The organism is Brevundimonas sp., from assembly GCF_041648055.1.
Lineage (GTDB): Bacteria > Pseudomonadota > Alphaproteobacteria > Caulobacterales > Caulobacteraceae > Brevundimonas.
Genome location: NZ_JBAZPS010000015.1, coordinates 25484 through 44709 on the forward strand (window position 1 = coordinate 25484; position 19226 = coordinate 44709).

Annotated in this window: 20 protein-coding genes; 5 read left to right on the forward strand and 15 right to left on the reverse strand. The window is 65.8% G+C overall.

Annotated elements, in window-relative coordinates; all coding sequences use genetic code 11:
- Window positions 1-683: 683 nt before the first annotated feature.
- From WC585_RS16540 to WC585_RS16580, 9 genes are all read right to left on the reverse strand, one after another.
- A complete protein-coding gene (locus tag WC585_RS16540) occupies window positions 684-1079 on the reverse strand; it encodes a response regulator (RefSeq protein ID WP_373259084.1) in 396 nt (131 codons plus the stop codon).
- A 792-nt stretch (window positions 1080-1871) separates the two neighbouring features.
- Complete coding sequence (locus tag WC585_RS16545; protein WP_373259049.1) at window positions 1872-2468, reverse strand: carbonic anhydrase; 597 nt, start codon at window positions 2466-2468, stop codon at window positions 1872-1874.
- A complete protein-coding gene (locus tag WC585_RS16550; protein ID WP_373259050.1) occupies window positions 2465-3451 on the reverse strand; it encodes a TerC family protein in 987 nt (328 codons plus the stop codon). The genes WC585_RS16545 and WC585_RS16550 overlap by 4 nt, the downstream gene beginning before the upstream one ends.
- Window positions 3452-3479: 28 nt before the next feature.
- Window positions 3480-3665 (reverse strand): hypothetical protein, encoded by a 186-nt coding sequence (locus tag WC585_RS16555; RefSeq protein ID WP_373259052.1) that lies wholly within the window; start codon window positions 3663-3665, stop codon window positions 3480-3482.
- Window positions 3662-4132 (reverse strand): tellurite resistance TerB family protein, encoded by a 471-nt coding sequence (locus WC585_RS16560; RefSeq protein ID WP_373259053.1) that lies wholly within the window; start codon window positions 4130-4132, stop codon window positions 3662-3664. The genes WC585_RS16555 and WC585_RS16560 overlap by 4 nt, the downstream gene beginning before the upstream one ends.
- An 85-nt stretch (window positions 4133-4217) precedes the next feature.
- Window positions 4218-4400, reverse strand: a complete 183-nt coding sequence (locus tag WC585_RS16565; RefSeq protein WP_373259054.1) for a DUF465 domain-containing protein — start codon at window positions 4398-4400, stop codon at window positions 4218-4220.
- Between the two features lie 206 nt (window positions 4401-4606).
- Window positions 4607-5476 (reverse strand): LysR substrate-binding domain-containing protein, encoded by an 870-nt coding sequence (locus WC585_RS16570; protein WP_373259056.1) that lies wholly within the window; start codon window positions 5474-5476, stop codon window positions 4607-4609.
- Between the two features lie 72 nt (window positions 5477-5548).
- Window positions 5549-6202, reverse strand: coding sequence for a DUF2490 domain-containing protein (locus WC585_RS16575; protein WP_373259058.1), 654 nt, complete (start codon window positions 6200-6202; stop codon window positions 5549-5551).
- 121 nt (window positions 6203-6323) lie between these two features.
- On the reverse strand, window positions 6324-6935 hold the full coding sequence (locus tag WC585_RS16580; RefSeq protein ID WP_373259060.1) for a phosphoribosyl-AMP cyclohydrolase: 612 nt from the start codon (window positions 6933-6935) through the stop codon (window positions 6324-6326).
- A gap of 160 nt (window positions 6936-7095) precedes the next feature.
- Between WC585_RS16580 and WC585_RS16585 the strand changes: the two genes are divergently transcribed.
- The 5 genes from WC585_RS16585 to WC585_RS16605 all read left to right on the forward strand — a co-directional run bounded on the left by WC585_RS16585 (window position 7096) and on the right by WC585_RS16605 (window position 12296).
- On the forward strand, window positions 7096-8187 hold the full coding sequence (locus tag WC585_RS16585; protein ID WP_373259062.1) for a sensor histidine kinase: 1092 nt from the start codon (window positions 7096-7098) through the stop codon (window positions 8185-8187).
- A gap of 1 nt (window position 8188) precedes the next feature.
- Entirely contained in the window at window positions 8189-8809 is a 621-nt protein-coding gene (locus tag WC585_RS16590; RefSeq protein WP_373259064.1) for a response regulator, read from the forward strand.
- On the forward strand, window positions 8806-10749 hold the full coding sequence (locus tag WC585_RS16595) for a PAS domain S-box protein (protein ID WP_373259066.1): 1944 nt from the start codon (window positions 8806-8808) through the stop codon (window positions 10747-10749). Before WC585_RS16590 ends, WC585_RS16595 begins: the two co-directional genes overlap by 4 nt.
- Window positions 10746-11171 (forward strand): response regulator, encoded by a 426-nt coding sequence (locus WC585_RS16600; RefSeq protein WP_373259068.1) that lies wholly within the window; start codon window positions 10746-10748, stop codon window positions 11169-11171. Before WC585_RS16595 ends, WC585_RS16600 begins: the two co-directional genes overlap by 4 nt.
- A 150-nt stretch (window positions 11172-11321) precedes the next feature.
- Window positions 11322-12296 (forward strand): sodium-dependent bicarbonate transport family permease, encoded by a 975-nt coding sequence (locus WC585_RS16605; RefSeq protein WP_373259070.1) that lies wholly within the window; start codon window positions 11322-11324, stop codon window positions 12294-12296.
- 135 nt (window positions 12297-12431) lie between these two features.
- On the opposite strand, the gene chrA is transcribed toward WC585_RS16605, so the two are convergent.
- From chrA to WC585_RS16635, 6 genes are all read right to left on the reverse strand, one after another.
- Window positions 12432-13631 (reverse strand): chromate efflux transporter, encoded by a 1200-nt coding sequence (chrA, locus tag WC585_RS16610; protein WP_373259072.1) that lies wholly within the window; start codon window positions 13629-13631, stop codon window positions 12432-12434.
- Between the two features lie 222 nt (window positions 13632-13853).
- A complete protein-coding gene (locus tag WC585_RS16615) occupies window positions 13854-15233 on the reverse strand; it encodes an efflux transporter outer membrane subunit (RefSeq protein ID WP_373259074.1) in 1380 nt (459 codons plus the stop codon).
- Window positions 15234-15235: 2 nt separating this feature from the next.
- Entirely contained in the window at window positions 15236-16387 is a 1152-nt protein-coding gene (locus WC585_RS16620; RefSeq protein WP_373259076.1) for an HlyD family secretion protein, read from the reverse strand.
- Window positions 16387-18069: an MFS transporter gene (locus WC585_RS16625; RefSeq protein ID WP_373259078.1), complete on the reverse strand. Its 1683-nt coding sequence runs from the start codon at window positions 18067-18069 to the stop codon at window positions 16387-16389. The genes WC585_RS16620 and WC585_RS16625 overlap by 1 nt, the downstream gene beginning before the upstream one ends.
- A 600-nt stretch (window positions 18070-18669) precedes the next feature.
- Window positions 18670-19023: a hypothetical protein gene (locus tag WC585_RS16630; protein WP_373259080.1), complete on the reverse strand. Its 354-nt coding sequence runs from the start codon at window positions 19021-19023 to the stop codon at window positions 18670-18672.
- The coding region (locus tag WC585_RS16635) for a serine hydrolase (RefSeq protein WP_373259082.1) at window positions 19020-19226 on the reverse strand (207 nt) is incomplete at its 5' end. The genes WC585_RS16630 and WC585_RS16635, both read right to left, overlap by 4 nt.

Here is a 19226-nt window from a genome sequence, read left to right on the forward strand (position 1 = left end):
CATCCGGAAGAGCCTCAATGGTCGTGGTGACTGGAATCTCGAATAGCCGGTCCGACTGGTAGTCGCAGTAGCCCAGCGCACCCGTCCAGCGTCCGACAAGCGAAAGGCGGAGGTCCGTGGGTGCCGGAGCTTCGACTGTGGCGGCTGAGAAGGAGGCGCTCTGCGCCTCGTTGGCACCTCCGCCCAGCCGCAGCTCAGCACGTTTTTACACGGCCTCGACCCAAAGCGGACATTACGGGTCATTGTGACCTGTGTGGTCTTGGTGAAGGATATGAGGTCGAGCCTGGCTCGCCCGAGACGACTGTTTTCTGTGCAACAGCCTGGTGTGACGGAAGCCGCTTGTTCCACAGCCGCAAAACAGTTTCAGAGCGACTGAGAGCGAGCAGGACGCTGTAGCGGCGCATCGGCTTGAAGGACTGAACATCCATTGCGGCTCTCCTTTGACCGGGAGCGACGCGGGGAGGATCTTCGAAAGGCTCAGGATCCGACCGCAAATGCGCCCGATATCCGACATCGCGATCACCGTGATCGCCAGAGGGGCCCGGATCGACCTTCATCATGACGTGGCGCGCGACACGCGACCAATGTGAATCGATGATCCGCGCAATAAGGACCCGAAATGACTACCGCACGGGGCACGGTCGGCTCGACCATCGCAAGGTGAAAAGGCAAGGTTGATGGGATCAATCCGCAGCGTCGCTGGGCAAAAGGCTTGGCGGGTATGCGGTCTCTCCGGCCAGGATCGCGCGGGCTGATGCAATAAGCAGATCGGGGTTTGTACCCTTGAGGACGAACCCTTGGATGCCAGCCGCCATGACGGTTTCCAGTGCGACACTGCAGTCTCGATCATAGACGAGAAGCAGCGGAACGCGCGGGTGACTGACGCGGATCTGCAGGGCCAGCGCCAGGCCGGTGCGGCGACCGCCAGACCAGTCGTCCACGATGATCAGATCCGGCGCGCGTTTCTGGCAGTGATGAGTCACCTGCGAAAGATCGGCGTCAGCGTAGGTGATACGACACCCGATCCGGCGCATAAGAATCTCAGCCGTCGCCGCTCGCACAGATGTGTCATGGTCCACAATCAGGACATCTGCAGACGTCAATCTGCGGGCCTCTCACGGTCTTGGGCATTACGAGATGCCTCGTCTGCAGTCTGCATCTGACCTTGCCGCATCAGACTGGCGCACGACGACGCTGCGACGACCTCCTGTCGGGTCGCGATACCATCGCCATCCAGGTCGAAGCGAGGCGTGTGCCGATCAGACGCGATCACTCTGATCCGATCGCGTCCGGCTTCGCGGCGGCGACTATCGGCCCGCGTCAACCGGCCGTCGCTGTCGCGGTCCAGCCGGTCAAACAAGACAATCGCCTGAGTGTCGGCGAGGCAGGTCGCGGAGCGGTACCGCTCAGTCGTGTTGCTCGGGTCTTCCTGCATCGGGAGCGAAGCGCTGTCTGTCCGGTCAACCTGGAAACTGGACGGGCCTGGTCCGGCACGCCCATCGGCCGCAACTGGAGAGGCTGCCAGGCTGAGGCTTACGAAAGTCAGCTGGGCGCTCCGCACGCCAAGGCGTCTGATCATTTTTGACAGCGGTGTTCGAGCGTGTGTGGACATGACGACACCCTGGCAAAAATGACGCGGGTTGAAATGGGCCGCCTGGCTCGCCTCTCGGCCTATGCCGGATGGGGAAGGCGAGCCATCGCGGGTCCAGACATTCATGCCCATCTGCCGCCTACCGTCAGTGCCGGGCGCGTCGGCGGCTTCGAAAGCAACGCAGCCTGTGGCACCCGTCCGGTCGTCATTCAGACGCTGAGGGAAAGGGCGACGCTGATGGACAGAAAGCCGGGTCGGTAACGCGCCGGGTGTACACGTTTCACAGTTCGCTGAGCTCACCTGTGGCGATGCTGAAGCGCCAGGCTGACAAGGTCATCTGACCCGATCGTTCGGCGTCGAGGATCCATGGAAAGGTCCGCAGGTTGGCCAGCGATAGGCGAAGGGCGGCGACCTCGATCGTTTCCTCGAGCGTCTGGCCGGGCTGCCGGTCCGGGATGGGCCACATGACCGGCTCGGCGATATCCACCCACGGCCCGAGAAAATCCGGAGCCCTTCGCAAGGGGCCGTGAATCATGGCGTGGATGCCGTCGCATCGGGCGTGACCGAGCAGGACGATGCGCCTCACCCTCAGGATTCTGACCGCATACTCCAGCGCTGCGCTTGTGCCATGGCAGCCGCCGTCGGGCGCGTACTCAGGGACGAGGCCCGCCACATTGCGGATGACGAACAGTTCCCCCGGCTCGGCATCGAAGATGGTCTGCGGATCGACCCTGGCGTCCGAGCAGGCCACCACGGCCGTCCCCGGATGCTGGCGGCGCCGGGCGAGCCGGGCGTAGCGTTCCGCGTGGCGGGGCCAGACCGACGTGCGAAAGCGACGGTATCCTTGCAGCAGGGGATCGTCGGGCCGCAGGGTCATGGGAGGGTCTCCGGCCTGACCGGGTGGCGCGTTCTCCACAGCGACGAGAGAACCCCGACGAGCAGGATGGCGAAGGTCACGCCCAGCGAGATGGCGGCCGGAAACTTCTCCCAGCCCATCAGGTCGGCCACGAAGATCTTTGAGCCGATGAAGATGAGCAGCACGGCCAGAGCCTGCTTCAGATAGGCGAAGCGGTGAATGATGGCCGCCAGGGCGAAGTACAGGGCGCGCAGGCCCAGGATGGCGAAGATGTTGGAGGTGTAGATGATGTAGGGGTCGGTCGTGATGGCGAAGATGGCCGGGACGGAATCGACCGCGAAGATCACGTCGGCGATCTCGATCATGATGAGCGCCATGAAGACCGGCGTAACGAAGGTGGCCAGTTTGCCCGTTCTCGGATCCGGCAGTTTGACGAAGAAGCGCTCGCCGTGAAGCTCGTCGGTCACCCGCAGCCGGCGCTTGAGCAGGCGCAGCAGGGGATTGTCGGCCAGGTCGTGGGACTTGTCGGCCATGGCGATCATCTTGATCCCGGTCAGGATCAGGAAGGCGGCGAAGATGTAGAGGATCCAGCCGAACTCGGAGACGAGGGCTGCGCCGCCCGCGATCATGATGGCGCGAAGCACGATGACGCCCAGTATCCCCCAGAACAGCACGCGATGCTGGTATTTCCTGGGGATGGCGAAATAGCCGAAGATCATGGCGATGACGAAGACATTGTCCATCGCCAGCGACTTCTCGACCACGAAGCCGGTCAGGTATTCGATGCCGGATTGTGCCCCGAGGCTGTACCAGACCCAGCCGCCGAATCCGACGCCCAGGGTCAGATAGCCCAGCGACATCAGCAGGCTCTCGCGTACGCCGATCTCGCGGTGCTTCTTGTGGAGCACGCCCAGGTCGAGGACGAGCAGAACGACGACGAGGGCCAGAAAGGAGGCCCACATCCAGACCGGCTTGGTCAGGACGTCTTGCGTGAGAAATTCCATGTGTGCGTGTTTCTACTGTTGATCGCGATCAGACGCGGATGTCGAAGGTGTGCCGGCTGGGCTGGCGCGAGGCGCAGTCCCGGCCGAGGGCGTGAGGGGCATCGACCGGACGATCCGTCGGTGTGCTGCGGTGCGTCGCTGTTCGGGCCGTCATCTGGGTGGCCGGTGTGTGCCATGCCCTTTCGGTCAGGCGCGTGATGGGAGGCAGGCTCATGGAGAGGCCTGCGCTGTCGGGGCGACATCGAAGTCGGCCGGGTCGAGGCTGAGCAAGTCGCAGATTCGCACGATGGCCTGCCACTCGGCAGGATCGAAACCGCCGTCGGCGTTGGCGACCGAGCATGCCGTCTCGACGAGCAGACGCGCGAACGTGGGCTGGTTGTCCAGCGCGGCAATCGCCGCCTCGGCACGGGCTTCGCCGTCTTCCAGATCGTGGTCTAACCGCTGGTTCAGCACGGCGAAGGCGCTCAGGATTTCATCCAGGTCGAAGACGGTGACCAAGGGCGATGTGCGCATGCGGCGGACCATGGCCTGACGCTCTTCGACCGTGACCCGGCCGTCGGCCTGGGCCACGAGGACGCAGGCCGCAACGACGGCGTCCATCTGAATGGCATTGTCGGGCGTCCAGACGTCGAACAGCGCGTCCGACGACCCTGGCCGGGCCGGGATGTGAAGGGTGGGCATGTGAACCTGTTCGCGAGGTGTGATGGTCGGCAAGGGCGCGTGCGGGTCGACTGCCGAGAGGGGATACGGCAGCCGACCCTGGGCGCTATCGCGCCGTGGCCCGGGTGCGCCGATCAAGCGCCAGGAGCTGGTCCTTGATCGACAGCTTCTTCTTCTTGATTCCGGCGACCACAAGATCGCTGGGGCGCGGGCGTGAGCGCTCGTCTCGCAGCGCCATTTCAAGCAGGGCATGGACGCCTCGCAGACGACGTTCCAGTACAATGGACATTCAGCCTCTCCGTTTAAGAACGGGGCGGCAATCCAGGTCCGGTTTCTGACGAGGTGTCTTTGGCCGGACCCTGGATCGGGCGCGCCCGATGCAAACCGACATCACGATCACGACGATCGTCAGAGGGGCCCGGAGTGCTTCATGAAAATGCCAGAGCAGGGTCCCACGCACCAATCAGAAGGTGTGATGCAGCCCATAACGATGCGTCATGATGAAGACGGACCGCGCTCGAGTGCGCGCAGAACTTCCTGGGCCAGCAGAGCTGACGGTCCGCCCGCGCCACGTGCGGAAACCAGGGCGATTTCGCTATCGGCCAGGACCGGCAGACCTGTGCGCAGGACAATCAGGTCTCGTGGGGCCATGGCTGCCGGGAGGACGCCGACGCCGAGGCCGGCGCGCAGCGCCGCCATCTGGCCGGCAAGGCTGGGGGAGGTGAAGGACAGCCTGAAGGTGACGCCAGCGTCTGACAGCGCCGCCAGGGCCCGCTTCCGGTAGATGTCCGGGGCCGGTGCGACGATGAGGGGAAGCGGCGACACCTCCAGCACGGAGGCGTCCAGAGCGACCCAGACCAGCGGCTCGCTCCAGACCCTCACGCCCAGTTCGGGCCCGACGGGCTCGCGCTTGATCAGGGCCAGATCGACCAGGCCGCGCGAGAGCTGATCGAGCAGATTGGCGGTGTAGTCGCAGGTCACCGACAGTTTGATCCGCGGATGACTGCGCGCGAAGGCCCCGAGAATGGCCGGAAGGTGGATGGTGGCGATATCCTCCGGGGCACCGAACCTCACCTCGCCCTCCAGGTCGCCATCGCCCAGGGTGGACAGGATCTCGTCGTTCAGCCGCACCAGGCGGCGGGCCTGTGGCAACAGGGTCGCACCCTCGGTGGTCAGTGTGACGCTGCGCCCCGAGCGATCCAGCAGCGGCGACCGCAACTGGTCCTCCAGACGCCGGATCTGCAGGCTGACGGCGGGCTGGGACCGGCCCAGCAAACCTGCCGCACGGGTGAAGTGGCCTGTTTCAGCCACCGTGACGAAGGCGCGCAGAAGGTCGATGTCGAGGTTGACCAGCCGCTGTGTCATCGCATCAGGATCCGTTATGGCAACGCCAGCTTTCATGACGGAAATCAGGTGGCCGGTCCACGCTGTGCGATGTCAGAAGTCGACCGTCACGCCAATGTATGGCGCGTGGCCTATGCGGTCTTCGGAGTTGTCCCGAATGTCCTGTTGCCTGAGATAGCCCAGGCTGACGTCATAGCGGCCAAGGCCGCGCTCGAACCCCACGAAGGTTCGCAGGCCCGTCAGGCCGGTCTGCCCTCCGGGCTCCGTACTGCGCAGCGTGACGAAAAGCTCGGCATTGCCGGTCAGAGCCCATCCGTCTGCATCCCCTGTCAGGGGCAGGGTCGAACCCAACCGCTGGCGAATTCTCCAGCCCGTCTGGGGGTCGACGTTCACGAACCGCTGCTCCAGCCTTGTGCGGAACTCCAGCGGACCCCAGTCGTAGCCGACCTGCTGGAGCAGGCGCACTTCGCGCTCGTCCGGGCCGGTCCAGTTCTGTTCAATACCCACGTTCCAGTCCCGACCCTGGCTGTCTTCACGTTTCAGCCACAGGCGGGCGAAAAAGGTGTCGTTGCGCGGGTCGCTGCGCAGCCGCTGGGCCGTTTCCAGCTCGACGGTGGTGCGGTCGTCGAGCGATGTCTCGAAGGCCGGGTTGAACCAGAGCTCGCCCGCTTCGTCCTGTGCGAGGACTGGCGAGGCGAGCGCAAGCATGAAGCCGACCGCCACAAGGGCCGTCCTGAAGCAGCGCATGGCGAAATCCTGAAAAAGGCAGGCAAGGGCGCGCCCGCATCTACGGCGGCGAAATCCTTCCCCCTGGAAGGCAGCAAGGATTCCGGCCGCGCGCAGATCCGGCGCGGCCGTTCCTGGATATTCAGTCCGGGTCGAAGGGCAGCGAAGAGTGGTGCAGGACGATGCGCAGGGCCCCGTCTGCGTCACGCACCCAGCCCCAGGTCTTGTTGACCGTGGTCACTTCGCCCTTGTCGTTGGTCAGCATGATGTTGCCGGTCGAGATGGCGGTCGTGCCATTGATGACCACGGCGGCGTTGTCGATCTGGTAGGACTGCCAGCCCTTCAGGGCAAAGCCGGTGTCACCGGAGAAGCTCGGATTTCCACCGACAAAATAGGCCAGCGCGCCCTCGCGGGTCGTGCGGAAGGTCGTGCCACCATGGGCCAGGGTCGGCTTGAAGGCGACGGGCCCCAGGCTGTAGCCGTAGGCCGCGTCAAGAACCTGGCCAGCCAGGCGGGTGGCGGCGGCCTGGCCGTTGGTCTTGTATTCGGTGGAGATCGCGACCAGGGCCGCACCCCAGGCCCGCTGCGCAGCCTCGACCTCGGCGATCGTGATCGGGGCGGCGGCAGCAGAGGGGCTGAGGTTCGCTACGGGGTAGCTTCCGTCCGAGGTCGTGGCCGCGCTGGACTGGGCCATCGCGGAGCCAGCGAACAACAGCGCGGTGGCAGCGGTGACGGTGAAGATCTTGCGCATCATGTCGTCCTTTCATGAGCCGCGACGGCGGCGATGAGACAAGGTGCGGGTTCACGGCCAAGCGCACATCAGCCTGACGGCTGGCCGCGTGACCTATGCCGTATGGCATACGACAGCGGCTCACGGGTTTGGTAGAGCAGCCTCGGTTGTGGAGGATCGGCGGGTGCAGGCAGAAGGAACGTTATCGGGGCTGGACGTCCGGACCCTGTTTCGCGACTCCCAGGCGCGCGCGGCCCGGCTCAAACTGCTGATCGAGGTCAGCCGCGAACTGGCCGCCGCAGACCGCGACGGGCTTGATGCGGCGATCGACGCGGCCGCCGTGAAGGCGGCGCGCTTTGCCGGCTTCAGGACGGGGTCGCTGGTCGAGGGTGGGCTCACGGTCGCTGACGGGGGTTTGGCCATCCCGCTGCAGTCGCTGGCCGAGCGAGGCCGTGTCGGCGTCAGCCTGCTGTTTTCCTCCCCGTCCAATCCGCAGACGCTTGCGAACGAGGAGGATGCGGCGGCACTAAGCCTGTTGGTCGAGATGATCGAGGCCCGGCTGACGGTCGACCTTCAGCGTCGCAAGGAGGCGGACCTGATCGAACGACTGGCCGCGCGGGAAAAGGAGCTTGAGCAGGTGCTGTCGCGCGTGGTCAATGCCCAGGAGCGGGAACGCGCGGCGATCTCCGCCGACCTGCACGACGGCGTGGCCCAGACCATGTCCGGGCTTCATCGCCATCTCGAACTGGTTCATCTGGATTTGGCGCCGGGCAATGAGGCGGCGGCCGAAAGGCTGCAGGACCTGGTCCGTATCGCCCGCACGGCGGTTTCCGATCTGCGCGGTGTCATAGCAGGACTGCGCCCACCCAGCCTTGACGACCTTGGCGTCGTCGCGGCCCTGCGGGAAGAGGCGGGCCGGCTTGAGAGCGCCGGACATCAGGTCTCGGTCGCGGATGGCCTCGGCAGACGTCTGCCCGGCTGGCTGGAGACGTTGCTGTTCAGGATCGGCCAGGAAGCGTTCAACAACGCCGCCAAACATGCACCCGGCGCGGCGGTCAGCCTCGATCTGGCGATCTCGGCGGATCGAAGTTCCATACTGCTTTCCGTGCTGACAACCGGGGGCGCGGCCCCTTCGGACACAGGCGATCCGTCCGCCGCACGGTTCGGCCTGGAGATCATGAAGGAGCGCCTCGCGGAGGTCGCCGGACGGCTGGAGGCCGGGCCTGTCGCTGGTGGATTCAGCATCCGCGCGTCCATTCCTCTGGCGGGTTTGTGACATGCGCATACTGATTGCCGATGATCATGAGCTGACCCGCGCCGGTCTGAGGGCCGTCATCGACCGGGAACCCGACCTGGAGGTCGTTACGGAAGTCGCGACAGGCGAGGCGGCGGTCGCCGCCTGTGCGGAGGACGCCGTCGATCTGGCCATCCTGGACATCCGGTTCGGAGCGGGGATGACGGGTCTGGAGGCGGCGCGTCTCATCCTGGCGGCGGGGCAGACGCGGGTTCTGATGCTGACCCTGCACGACACGGTGGAATATGTGCGCAGTGCCCTGGCGGCAGGCGTGACGGGCTATGTGCTGAAGGATGCGGGACGCGAAGATCTGCTGCATGCCATCCGCACTGTGGGCGCGGGCCGGACAGCCTTGCCGACCGACTTGCTGCGGCTCGCAATCACTCCATCCGCTGGCCCGTCGCCCAGCGATCTGTCCCGACTGACCCCGCGCGAGAGCGAGGTGCTGGAACTGGTGGCGCAGGGGCTGACCAACAAGGCGATCGGTCGTGCGCTGGGGATCGGTCCGGGCACGGTCAAGGTCCATGTCGAGAAGCTGATCGCCAAGCTGAACGTGACCGACCGCACCCAGGCGGCCGTCCTCGCAACGCGGGCCAGGTCGTGACGCGCCTGAGACGTCGAACCGGCCTGGCAGCGGCGTGGGCGGACCTCGGTCTGGGGGCCAAGGGGCTGATCGTGGTCGCCCTGCCGCTCGCCATTCTCCTGGCCAGCATCGGCGGCCTTCACCTGTCAGGGAGAGCGCAGTCCGAGGCCGAGGCCCAGGTCCGACTGACCTTCGCGATCCAGCGGGATATCCATGAGGTCCATGCCCTGCTGGCCGAGGCCGCCAGCGGCGTCCGCGGCTATCGGCTCACCGGGCGCCGTGCGTTTCTGGAGCCCTACGTCAAGGCCGAGGCGCTCTTGCCTGACACGCTCGACCGGCTTCGGCGCACGGCGCGCGACGGCGAGATCCAGCAGCGGCTTCGGCGCGTCGACCGGCTGGTCATCCAGAAACGTGACGGACTGGCCCAGCTGGCGGCCATGCCCGATGCCGGCACCTCGACCGGGCTTCAGGCCCCGGAAGTGACCCGAGCCCTGATCGCCAACAAGGCCGTGCTCGATCAGCTGCGGGCCGAAATCGAAGCCATGCAGGCCCGGGAGGCGGAACTCCTCGCGCAGCGACAGGCCAGGGCCGACGATGAACGCCGACGCACCTGGGCTCTCAGTGCCGTGCTGGCGGGCGCCGGTCTGCTGGGCGGACTGGCCGCGGCACAGCTGCTGTTCACCGGCATCGTGCGGCGGGTCCGCGGACTTGAACGGGAGGCGGAGCGTCTGGAACGCGGCGAACCGCTCGAAACTCCGGACGCCGCTCGGGACGAAATCGGGGGCCTGGCGCGTCGGCTCTCGCAGGCCAGCGCCCTGCTGCGGTCGCGCGAGGCGGCTCTGAGGGAGGGCGAAGAGCGATATCGCCGCGTCATCGAAGGCGTGCGGGACTACGGCATATTCGCCCTGGACGTCGACGGCCGGGTGGTCAGCTGGAACGCTGGCGCCGAACGGATCAAGGGCTGGTCAGCCGACGAGATTCTGGGCCAGCATTTCTCGACCTTCTATCCGGCGGACACCCGCGCCGAGACCCCGGCGCGGCTACTGGAGGTCGCGCGCCGCGAGGGCCGGGTGGAGGACGAGGGCTGGCGACTGCGCCGCGACGGTCGTCGCTTCTGGGCCAACGTCGTCATCACGGCGCTTTACGACGACGACGGCGTCCTGACCGGGTTCTCGAAGGTCACGCGCGACGTGACCGAACGCCGCCGCGCGGACGAGGCTCTTGGCCAGGCCCGCGCCGAGGCCGAACGCGCCAGCCGGGCCAAGACTGACTTTCTGTCTCGGATGAGCCACGAACTGCGCACACCGCTGACAGCCATTCTGGGGTTCAACCAGTTGCTCGGTATGGATCGCGAGACGCTGACCAACGATCAGGCTCATGCCGTCGAGCAGATCGGCAAGGCAGGTGGACACCTGCTGGCCATGATCGAGGAGGTGCTCGACATCGCTCAGATCGAGGCCGGCGGCCACGCGCTCGCTCCGGCACCCCTGGCGATCCAGCCCCTTATCGAAGATGTCCGGGGTCTGATCGGACCCCAGGCGGCCTCGGCGGGGGTCGATATCCGCCTTGACGTGGGCAGGGATCTGGCGGTGATGGCCGACCGGCGCGCGACCCTCCAGATCGTCCTGAACCTGGTGTCGAACGCGATCAAATACGGGGCCCGTGGCGGACTGGTGGACATCGTCTGCACGTCTTGCGGGACCGACATCTGCATCGCCGTGTCTGACGAGGGCCCCGGGATTGCCGCAGGCCTGATCGACCGCCTGTTCACCCCATTTGACCGCCTGGAGGCAGAGCGCTGGAGCGGTGTCGATGGCTCCGGTCTTGGCCTGGCGCTGTCCAAGGGGCTTGCCCGGGCCCAGGGTGGTGACATCGTCTATCGGGCCCGGGAGGACCGGTCAGGGGCGGTCTTCATCTTGACCCTGCCGGGTTCGAATCTGCCGCAGGGAGAGACCGAGTGAAGATCGTTCCGCATGATCCCGTCATCAAAGCCGCCCGTATCCTGGCGGTGGATGACGAGGCCGCCAACCTCAGCCTTGTGGACCGCGCCTTCCGCCGCGAGGGCTTTTCAAACATCGTCACTTGCCTGGATGCACGCGACGCCTTGGCCGATTTCACCGCGACGACGCCTGATCTGGTGCTTCTGGACCTCATGATGCCGGGCTTTGACGGTTACGAGTTCCTGGAGAGCTTCCGGCGTCTGACGTCCGACACCGACTACCTGCCCATCCTCGTCCTGACCGCCGATTCCACCATGAACGCCCGTCTTCGGGCTCTGTCACTCGGTGCCAATGACGTCCTTCTCAAACCCTATGATGTCGGGGAGCTGCTGATGCGCAGCTGGGTTCTGCTGGATACGCGGCGACGGTTCCAGGCCCGCTGACGACGCGTCGGGGGCATCACGGGAGCCATGATGCCGGCGCGCGTCGGAGGTGCCGTACCATCTGAATCCGTTATAGCGTCCATCAATCCAATAAACTGGCCAGCCCGGGGACGAAGCCATAGGCCGGGCGTCTTTCGCAAGGTGCCCCGCATGCCCGATCTCTCCGCCAGCCTCTCGCTGCTGACGTCACCGGCCATACTGTTCTTCTTCATCGGAGCGCTGGCGGCGCTGGCCCGGTCTGATCTGGCTGTTCCGGAGCCTGTAGCCAAGGCGTTGTCGCTGTATCTGATGCTCTGCATCGGGTTCAAGGGCGGGGTGGAGGCCAGGGCGGCGGGCCTGAACGATGATTTCCTCATCGCGGCGGCCCTGGGTCTGGGGCTGAGCGCCGCCATGCCGCTGATCGCGATCCTGGTCCTGCGCAGGATGACCCGCATGGATGGACCCACTGTGTGCGCGCTGGCAGCGACCTATGGCTCGGTCTCGGTCGTGACCTTTGCAGCCGGGCAGCAGCACCTTGCGGCGATCGGTCTGCCCGCTGGGGGCTATATGGCGGCGGTCCTTGCCCTGATGGAGACCCCGGCCATCCTGACGGCGCTGATCATGCTGAATGGTGCGGGTCGGCGCGAGCTGGGACGGCGCAGGGACATTCTGCGGGAGGTATTTGTCGGTGCCGCCACGGTCATGCTGCTCGGCAGTTTCGTTGTCGGTCTGATTTCGGGACAAGCCGGCCTGTCGCGGCTGGACGTTTTCGTCGGATCCCTGTTCCAGGGCGCACTCTGCTTCTTCCTGCTGGACATCGGCCTGACAGCGGCGCGGCGACTTATGGAAGGGGGGCGAAAGCTGAGCGTCGTCATCGTCGGCTTTGCCCTTGGTTTCCCGTTGGTGTCCGCGGCCATCGCTCTGGTGTTGTCGCGCCTGGCAGGGCTGGAGCTGGGTGATGCGGCACTTCTGACCATATTGGCGGGATCGGCATCCTACATTGCCGTTCCTGCCGCCATGCGTTTGGCCGCACCCGAAGCCGATCCGGGGGTCTTCGTCACCGCCTCCCTGGCCATAACCTTCCCGTTCAACCTCGTTGCGGGAATTGCGCTCTACACGGCCGCGACCACCTGGATCTGGAGTTAGCGCTTTTCGGGGACACTAGAGCATTCGGACAAGCCGAGCGGTTCACGAGATACTGCTTCGTCGAGGCGAGGGCCAAGCGGCTACTTTGGGGCTTGAGCCCAATGTCCGCTTTCGATCCATAGCGGCTGCGCGGCATCACCCAAGCAAGATCGCGCCAATGATCGCCCCGGTCACAAGCACGACAGGTGCGCTGTATCCGCTTTTCCAGAAGTAGACGACAACCAGACCGACGAGGAAGAGCGCGGTTGTCAGTAGAAGGTTCGGGGTGTCTGCCACAGCCGCTTCCGCAAGCTGGAACGCGGTGACTACGATGACGCCAACCACGGCGGCAGCCACACCCGTGAGGAAGGTCTGTAGCCGCTGGTCCTCTACGACACGTTCAAGTCGCTCGTAGAATATCATTGAGAAGGCGAAGGCCGGGAGGAACATACCGGCGGTGATCGCCAATGCCCCGACAAGGCCCCCGCTCATCCATCCGACGAAAGTGGCGAAGATGACCAGAGGTGCGGGCAGCACGTTCGCAAGCCCCACTCCGTCCAAGAACTGGGCATCTGTGGTCCAGCCGCGATCCACCGTGTCTGCACGCACGAACGGAATGGCGGTGTAGGCACCGCCGAAGGTCAGCAATCCTCCTTTCAGTCCGGCCAGAAAAAGGGCGAGGGTTGTTGCCGCCATGGCTGCGGATGGCGGCGGAGCAAACCCGGTGGCATTGGACTGTGTGAGGAGCCCCGTCGAGGTCGCCGCAGACAAGGCGAGGACGACAAGCCACCAACGACCTGAGTTCACACCGGCGTAGCAAAATCCTGCTGCCGGGAGGACGATCCAGAAGCTGACGCCCGCAACCGTGGCGACTGCCGTCGCCGCCATGATGATCCAGAGCGAAAGCGACGTGAGAATGTGTTCACCGATGCGATGCACGGCTCGGGCAATGATCGCCAGAACGGTGGCCTGAACCCCCACGAAAAGCGCTGCAAGAACCGGCGACGTCCCTGCCAGTTCAGCGTAGGCCCAGGCTGCCAGCAGCATCAGCACAAGACCGGGAAGCATAAACCCGAGTCCGGCCAGGAGCCCGCCGAGGCGACCGCGAGCCATGATGCCCATGTGAACGCAAAGTTCGTGCGCTTCCGGTCCGGGTAGCACCTGCATGACCGCAAGCAGCCGATTGAACCGGCTGCTGTCGATCCACCGCTCCTCATCGACCAACTCGCGCCGGATCATGGCGATCTGCGCGACCGGTCCCCCGAACGCAAAAACGCCAAACCGCAGAAAGCGCAGGAAGAGAGCCGTCAGAGTTAACCTGGGGGGGCACGCTTGGCTGGGACCAGCATCGACCATTCGAGAACCTTTGCCGAGGCCGGTGCCTCAAGTTCCGATCATCACGATGACCACGACACGCTCAAGCGCAATGTCCGCTGACCGCCCGTTGCAGACGTCCCCATCGCCTGATTTCGGCAGCCATATGGGCGATGGAGCCGCGGCGTGAGGGCAACTTGGGCCGTCGGCCTTCGGCGGCTATCGCCGGTGCGACTGTCTGCCACGACGTCGGAACCAGCGCTGTCAGCCCTGTGGGGCGCCTCCCGCCGCCTGGTAAAGACCGATCATGGCGTTCAGCTCGTCCGCATTCAGCTGGGCCAGTGACAGCTCGACCGCCAGCAGGCTCCGCTCCGCATCGACCTGTTCGATATAAGGCGTGTATCCCGCGCGGTACCGGTTCCGGGCATGCCGAACGGCGTCAGCGACGGCTGTTCGCTGGGTTTCCAGTGACCGCTTCTGATCGCTGAGCCTGGACAGGACCGCGAGACGGTCCTCGACTTCGCGAAAGGCGTTCAACACGGTTTCGCGATAGGCAAACGCCGCCTGATCCCGTTGTGCCGTCGCGACGTCCAAGCCGCCCTGCAGTCGTCCTGCGTTGAAGATCGGCGCCAGCAGGCTGCCGCCGATCGACCACAGCGCGACCGGATCGGCCAACAGGTCGGAGAAGGCGGCACCCGCCGTCGCGCTGATGCCCAGGGTGGGCATGAAGCGCGCCCGGGCCGCACGCATCTGCGCATCCGTCGCCGCCAGCCGGTATTCGGCAACCGCGATGTCAGGGCGTCGGCGCAGCAGCTCGGACGGCAGCACCGCGGGGGGAGGCGGCAGGCGCAGGGCAGCGAGCGAACCACCCCGCACAACACCTCCCGGGGGAGCGCCGATCAGGACGGACAAGGCGTTCTCCTGCCGCGCGATCTGGGCCTCGACCTGGGGCATCAGCTGCGCCGTCGCCTGATACTCCGCTTCCGCCTGACGCAGTTCCAGCTCGGACGTGTAACCCACCTCGGCGCGGTCTCGCGCAAACTTCAGGGCCAGTCCCCGTCCTTCAAGCGTGCGGCGCAAGATGTCCCGGCGCGCATCGAGCGCCAGCAGGGTCACATAGCCGGTGGCGGTCGCCGCGCTCACAGAGAGAAGCGCCGCCTCCTCAGTGGCCTCGCTGGCGGCGACGCCGGCCTGCGCCGCCTCGGCTCCGGCGCGGTTTCGACCGAAGAGGTCGACCTCGTAAGAGGCCCGGAACTGCGGCTGGGCCACCAGCGAATCCTGGCCCTGCCCGAAAGCCGAAACCTCGCGCCGTGCGCCCCCCGTCAGTCCGCCCTCGAGCGTGGGAAACAGGAGGGAGCGCGACGCCGCCTCGACGCCCCGGGCCTCCTCGACCCGGGCGGCGGCGAGCTGGACATCGGCATTGGCCGCTCTGGCGCGCTCGACCAGCGCCGCCAGCTGAGGATCCCCGAACCCTTCCCACCAGCGGCGGTCCACAGGAGCCGGGTCCGGCACTGCCGTGCGCCATTCCAGCGGCGGCTGGATCGCGACACCGGCCGGAAGCGGCCGCAGTTGGGGCGCGCAGCCGCCGAGCGCGATCACGCCCGGCAAGGCAATGGACAGGGCAAGCCGGGGGAGCCGGGCCATGATCATCGACCGCCTCCGGTATGGACCGTGGCGACGACCGACATGCCGGGGCCCAGGCGCCTCACCAGCACCTGGTCGGGGTCCAGCCGGATCCGGACCGCAATCCGCTGCGGCACCTTGACGAAATTGCCGGCCCCCGTGTCGGGCTTGATCAGGCTGAACTCGCTGCCCGCCGCCGGGGCGATGCTTTGCACCGTCCCGCTCAATTTCGCCCCGCCAAGCGCATCGACCCTCAGGGTCGCGCGCTGGCCCACCGCCATTTCGGCCGTCTGGGCTTCCTTGAAATTCGCCGTCACCCATAGATCGTCGGGCACCAGATACATCAGTTGCGACCCGCCGGTGACGAGCTGGCCGACACGGGCCGATATTTCGCTGAGACGCCCGGCGCGCGGCGCGCGGATCTCGGTGCGGGACAACTCGATACGCGCCAGCTCCAGAGAGGCGTTCGCCCCCTCGACCTGGGCCTCAAGTGCGCCGCGCCCGACCTGGACCGAACGAAACTGCTCGGCGGCGATCGCCCGCTGGGCCTCCGCCTGTCGAACCCCGGCCCGCGCCTGCTCAAGGGCGGCGCGCGCCTGATCGCGTTCGCGCAGCGAGACCGACCCTTCGTCCACCAGCTCATCGATCCGGCGCATATCCGCCTGCGCCTTTTCCAGGCTCGCATTGGCGATCGCGACCGTGGCGTCCTGCAAGCGCATCTGCGCTTCGCCCGAGCGCAGACTCTGCTGGCTGTTGGCGAGCGTCGCCCGCTGGGCGGCGGTGTTCGCCACTCCCTGCTGCAGCCGTTGCTGATAGGAGGCCGGGTCTATGCGGGCCAGCAACTGGCCTTGCTGGACACGGTCAAAATCCTTGACCAGCACCTCGACCAGATAGCCGGCGACCTGCGGACTGATGACCGTCGTCTGACCGCGGACATAGGCGTTGTTCGTCGTCTGGGCGCCGCTGTTCAGAGGGGTGAGCCCCCAGGCATAAAGAGCCGCCAGTACGCCCGCCACGATCACGCCCGCGCCGAGTCCTAGCTTCTTGCGGGAGATATTCGGCGCCCAGCCGCGCTGGTCGGCGCTGTCGACCGCCTCGACCGCCGGACCTTCCGTCTCGGGTGCGGCCGCTTCCCGGGGCGTGCCCGGTGTCTCATTCGTGTCGGTCTTGACCATCATTTGTTCCCGGGGCGCATTGTTTCGAGGAAAGCCAGTTCCTTGCTGAGAGGGTTTCGCCCGCGCAGACGGTTCATCGCCCAGGGCACGAAGACTGCGACAAAGGCAATGGATGCGAGCGAACCGATGAGGAAGAAGACATCATTGAAGGCCAGCACCGCGGCCTCGCGGCCGGCCTCCTGGGCGATGCGGGCTGCGGCTGCTTGTTGCTGCAGCGCCGGGTCGGAGATCGTGGCTCCAAGGCGCGCCGTCGCCTGGCCCAGTTCGCGCGCAAGCTGGGGATTCGAGGCTGTGAGCGTGGCGCCCGCGTCGATCACATGGGTCTTGAGACGGATCGTGTGGAAGGCGGAAAGCGCCGAGACCCCGGCCAGGCCGCCCAGCGTCTGAGACAGCGAGAACACGGCGATGAAGCTGACCACATAGGCAGGGCCCGCGGCGAGAGCTCGCAGCATTCCCTCCATCATCACCGGGCCCATCGCAAAGACCGCGGCGAACCCGATCGCCGCCTGGGTCAGGTAGAGGTCGCCCGGGCGGGACATGACCCCGGTGCGCGTATCCGCGAACGCAGCGATGGCTATGACGAGAATCGCAAAGAGGATGGGTCGGGTCAGGTCCCTCGGATCCAGCCGCACGAGCGAAAGGATGCTGCCCGCGATCGTGGCTCCGGCGAGCACCAGATAGTAGCCCGTCAGTTGCTCATTGCCGTACCCCAGAGCCGAAAACAGACCCGCGGCGCCAAAGCTCTGTTCGGAGACCAGGATCCGGACCGCGCCGCCGGTTATGGCGAGTGCCAGGATGGCCCGACTCGACAGCCAGCGCGTGTCGAGCATGGGCCGCCTTCTGTTGCTTTCGATCAGGTAACAACAGCCCAGGCACAGGATCGACATCGCCAGCGCCCCGCCCAGCCACGATGTTTCCCACCACTGGATGCGTCCCTGGATCAGGAAGGCCAGCAAGGCGGTGACCCCGGCCATGAACAGGGCGATGCTGAACAGGTCGAGCATCTCGAAGGTCTTTGAGCGATAGCCAGGCGGAAGCCTCAACACCGCGACGGCCCCGAGTGCGACCAGGGAGAGCGCGAACTGCAGTTGGAAAGCGCGAGTGATATCCCCGTCGATGAGAAGATACGGCGACATGGCCCGCGCCAGCGGGAAGGCGGTTTGGGCAAGGCCGATGCCGAGGACCAAGGCACCGATCCGGGCGGCGGCCGGAAGGCCCTGCATCAGATAGTAGATCGAGAGGGCGGAGAGACCACTGGCTGCGATGCCGGCGACAGCGCGCGCCGCCAGTTCCGCCGAATAGCCTGGCTCGAGCAGCTGCACGAGGTTGGCGGCGACCAAGCCCAGCATTGCATAGCGGACGAAAGGTTGAACGCCGAACTCCTGGCGAACCCGGAAGAGCAGCATACTCACGCAGGTGTAGGTTGCGTAGAAGGCGACGCTGATCCATCCCGCTTCGACCGGGGTGAGGGCCATATCGCCCTGCAGCGCCGCGGTGTTCGCCAGCAAGAAACCGTTCTGCGCCCCGCCGACCAGCCCGAGAAACACGCCGATCACCAGATAGGCGATCTTTCGCCCCGTCGGATGGTCCGGATTGGCCGGCGACCCGGGGAGGATCGGCATCTCATGCGGCTTGAACGCGTAGCCGCTGGCACCGTCAATGAATCGGGGTCGGTCTGACATCAGTCAATCTGCATCCGCCGAGGCTGTGCGGGCAGCGCAAAGACCTCGCACTTTCCTTTGGTACGGTTCCGGCAACGCTTCTTAACTCGGCCAGGCAATAAACGCTAATTCCCGGTCGCCGCTGGGCGTCATGCTGGCGATGGCTTTGCCCGTTCCGAACCTCCGCCATCGGAGCCGTTGCAGCGGCAACCACAGTCCGGCGTCCGACCAACTTCGTCGAATTCAGGACTTCTGAACTCGGTCCCGGCCAGTCACAGCCGCGGCGGCTTCGGGAATGCGCGTTCTGCGTCCTGGCCTAGGGCTCGGGCCGGAGACCCTCCGCCTTCTGTGGTGTTGCCACGATCCGCTGTTGGCGGTGAGCAGCGTCCGGCCCGTTCCAAGTCAGTGTCCGCTATCCCCCAACAGAGAAGTTCGACACATCAGCTATCGGAGCACCTTTAATTTGATCCAAAGCCTTGCCTCAGGGTGAGCGGCGGCCGGGCCGGTTTCTCGATACGCCTGCATGACCGGCCCTCGTCCATCGCACGCCAGGACGTTCTACGGGCAAGTCTGAACCCGGATTTTCGTCGGAGGTGGTGTCGCCTTGATCATCGATCGGTATCAGGCCAGGGTCACGCCGAGGATTCCGAACAGCAAAGTCAGATGCGGGACCCCAAAGACGATCGTGAGCCAGACCGGACGATCAGGTCTGAGCGTCGGCAGGTTTGGCCATGTCATGACGGCGGCTCCCACTCCGAAGGCTCCGATGGTCACCGGGACCAGCCACCAAAGGGTGGACACATCATTCCAGGGGCCGAAGGCGTGCAACACCACCAGGGTAACAGCCGCGTCCAGCCCGGCGAGCGCCAGAGACAGGCGGGATTTCGCTGAGAACAGCCGCGATCGACTGCTGGCGGACGCCGCGAAGGCTCCCGTGAATGCGGTTGCGAGGACCAGCCAGATCAGGGCGATCATTCTGCACCCATGAGGCTGAACCCGAGGCTGTCGACCGAGTTGGACGTGTTGGTGAGGATGACCACGGCGCGATCGCCTCCGCGATCAAAGCCAATCCAGCTCGCAAAACCGCCGGTCATGCCATTGTGCCAGGTGACCTCGCCCGTGATGTGCCATCCGTAACCGATACGGGATCTTGCCCCGGCTGGCCTGCGCGGTTCTGT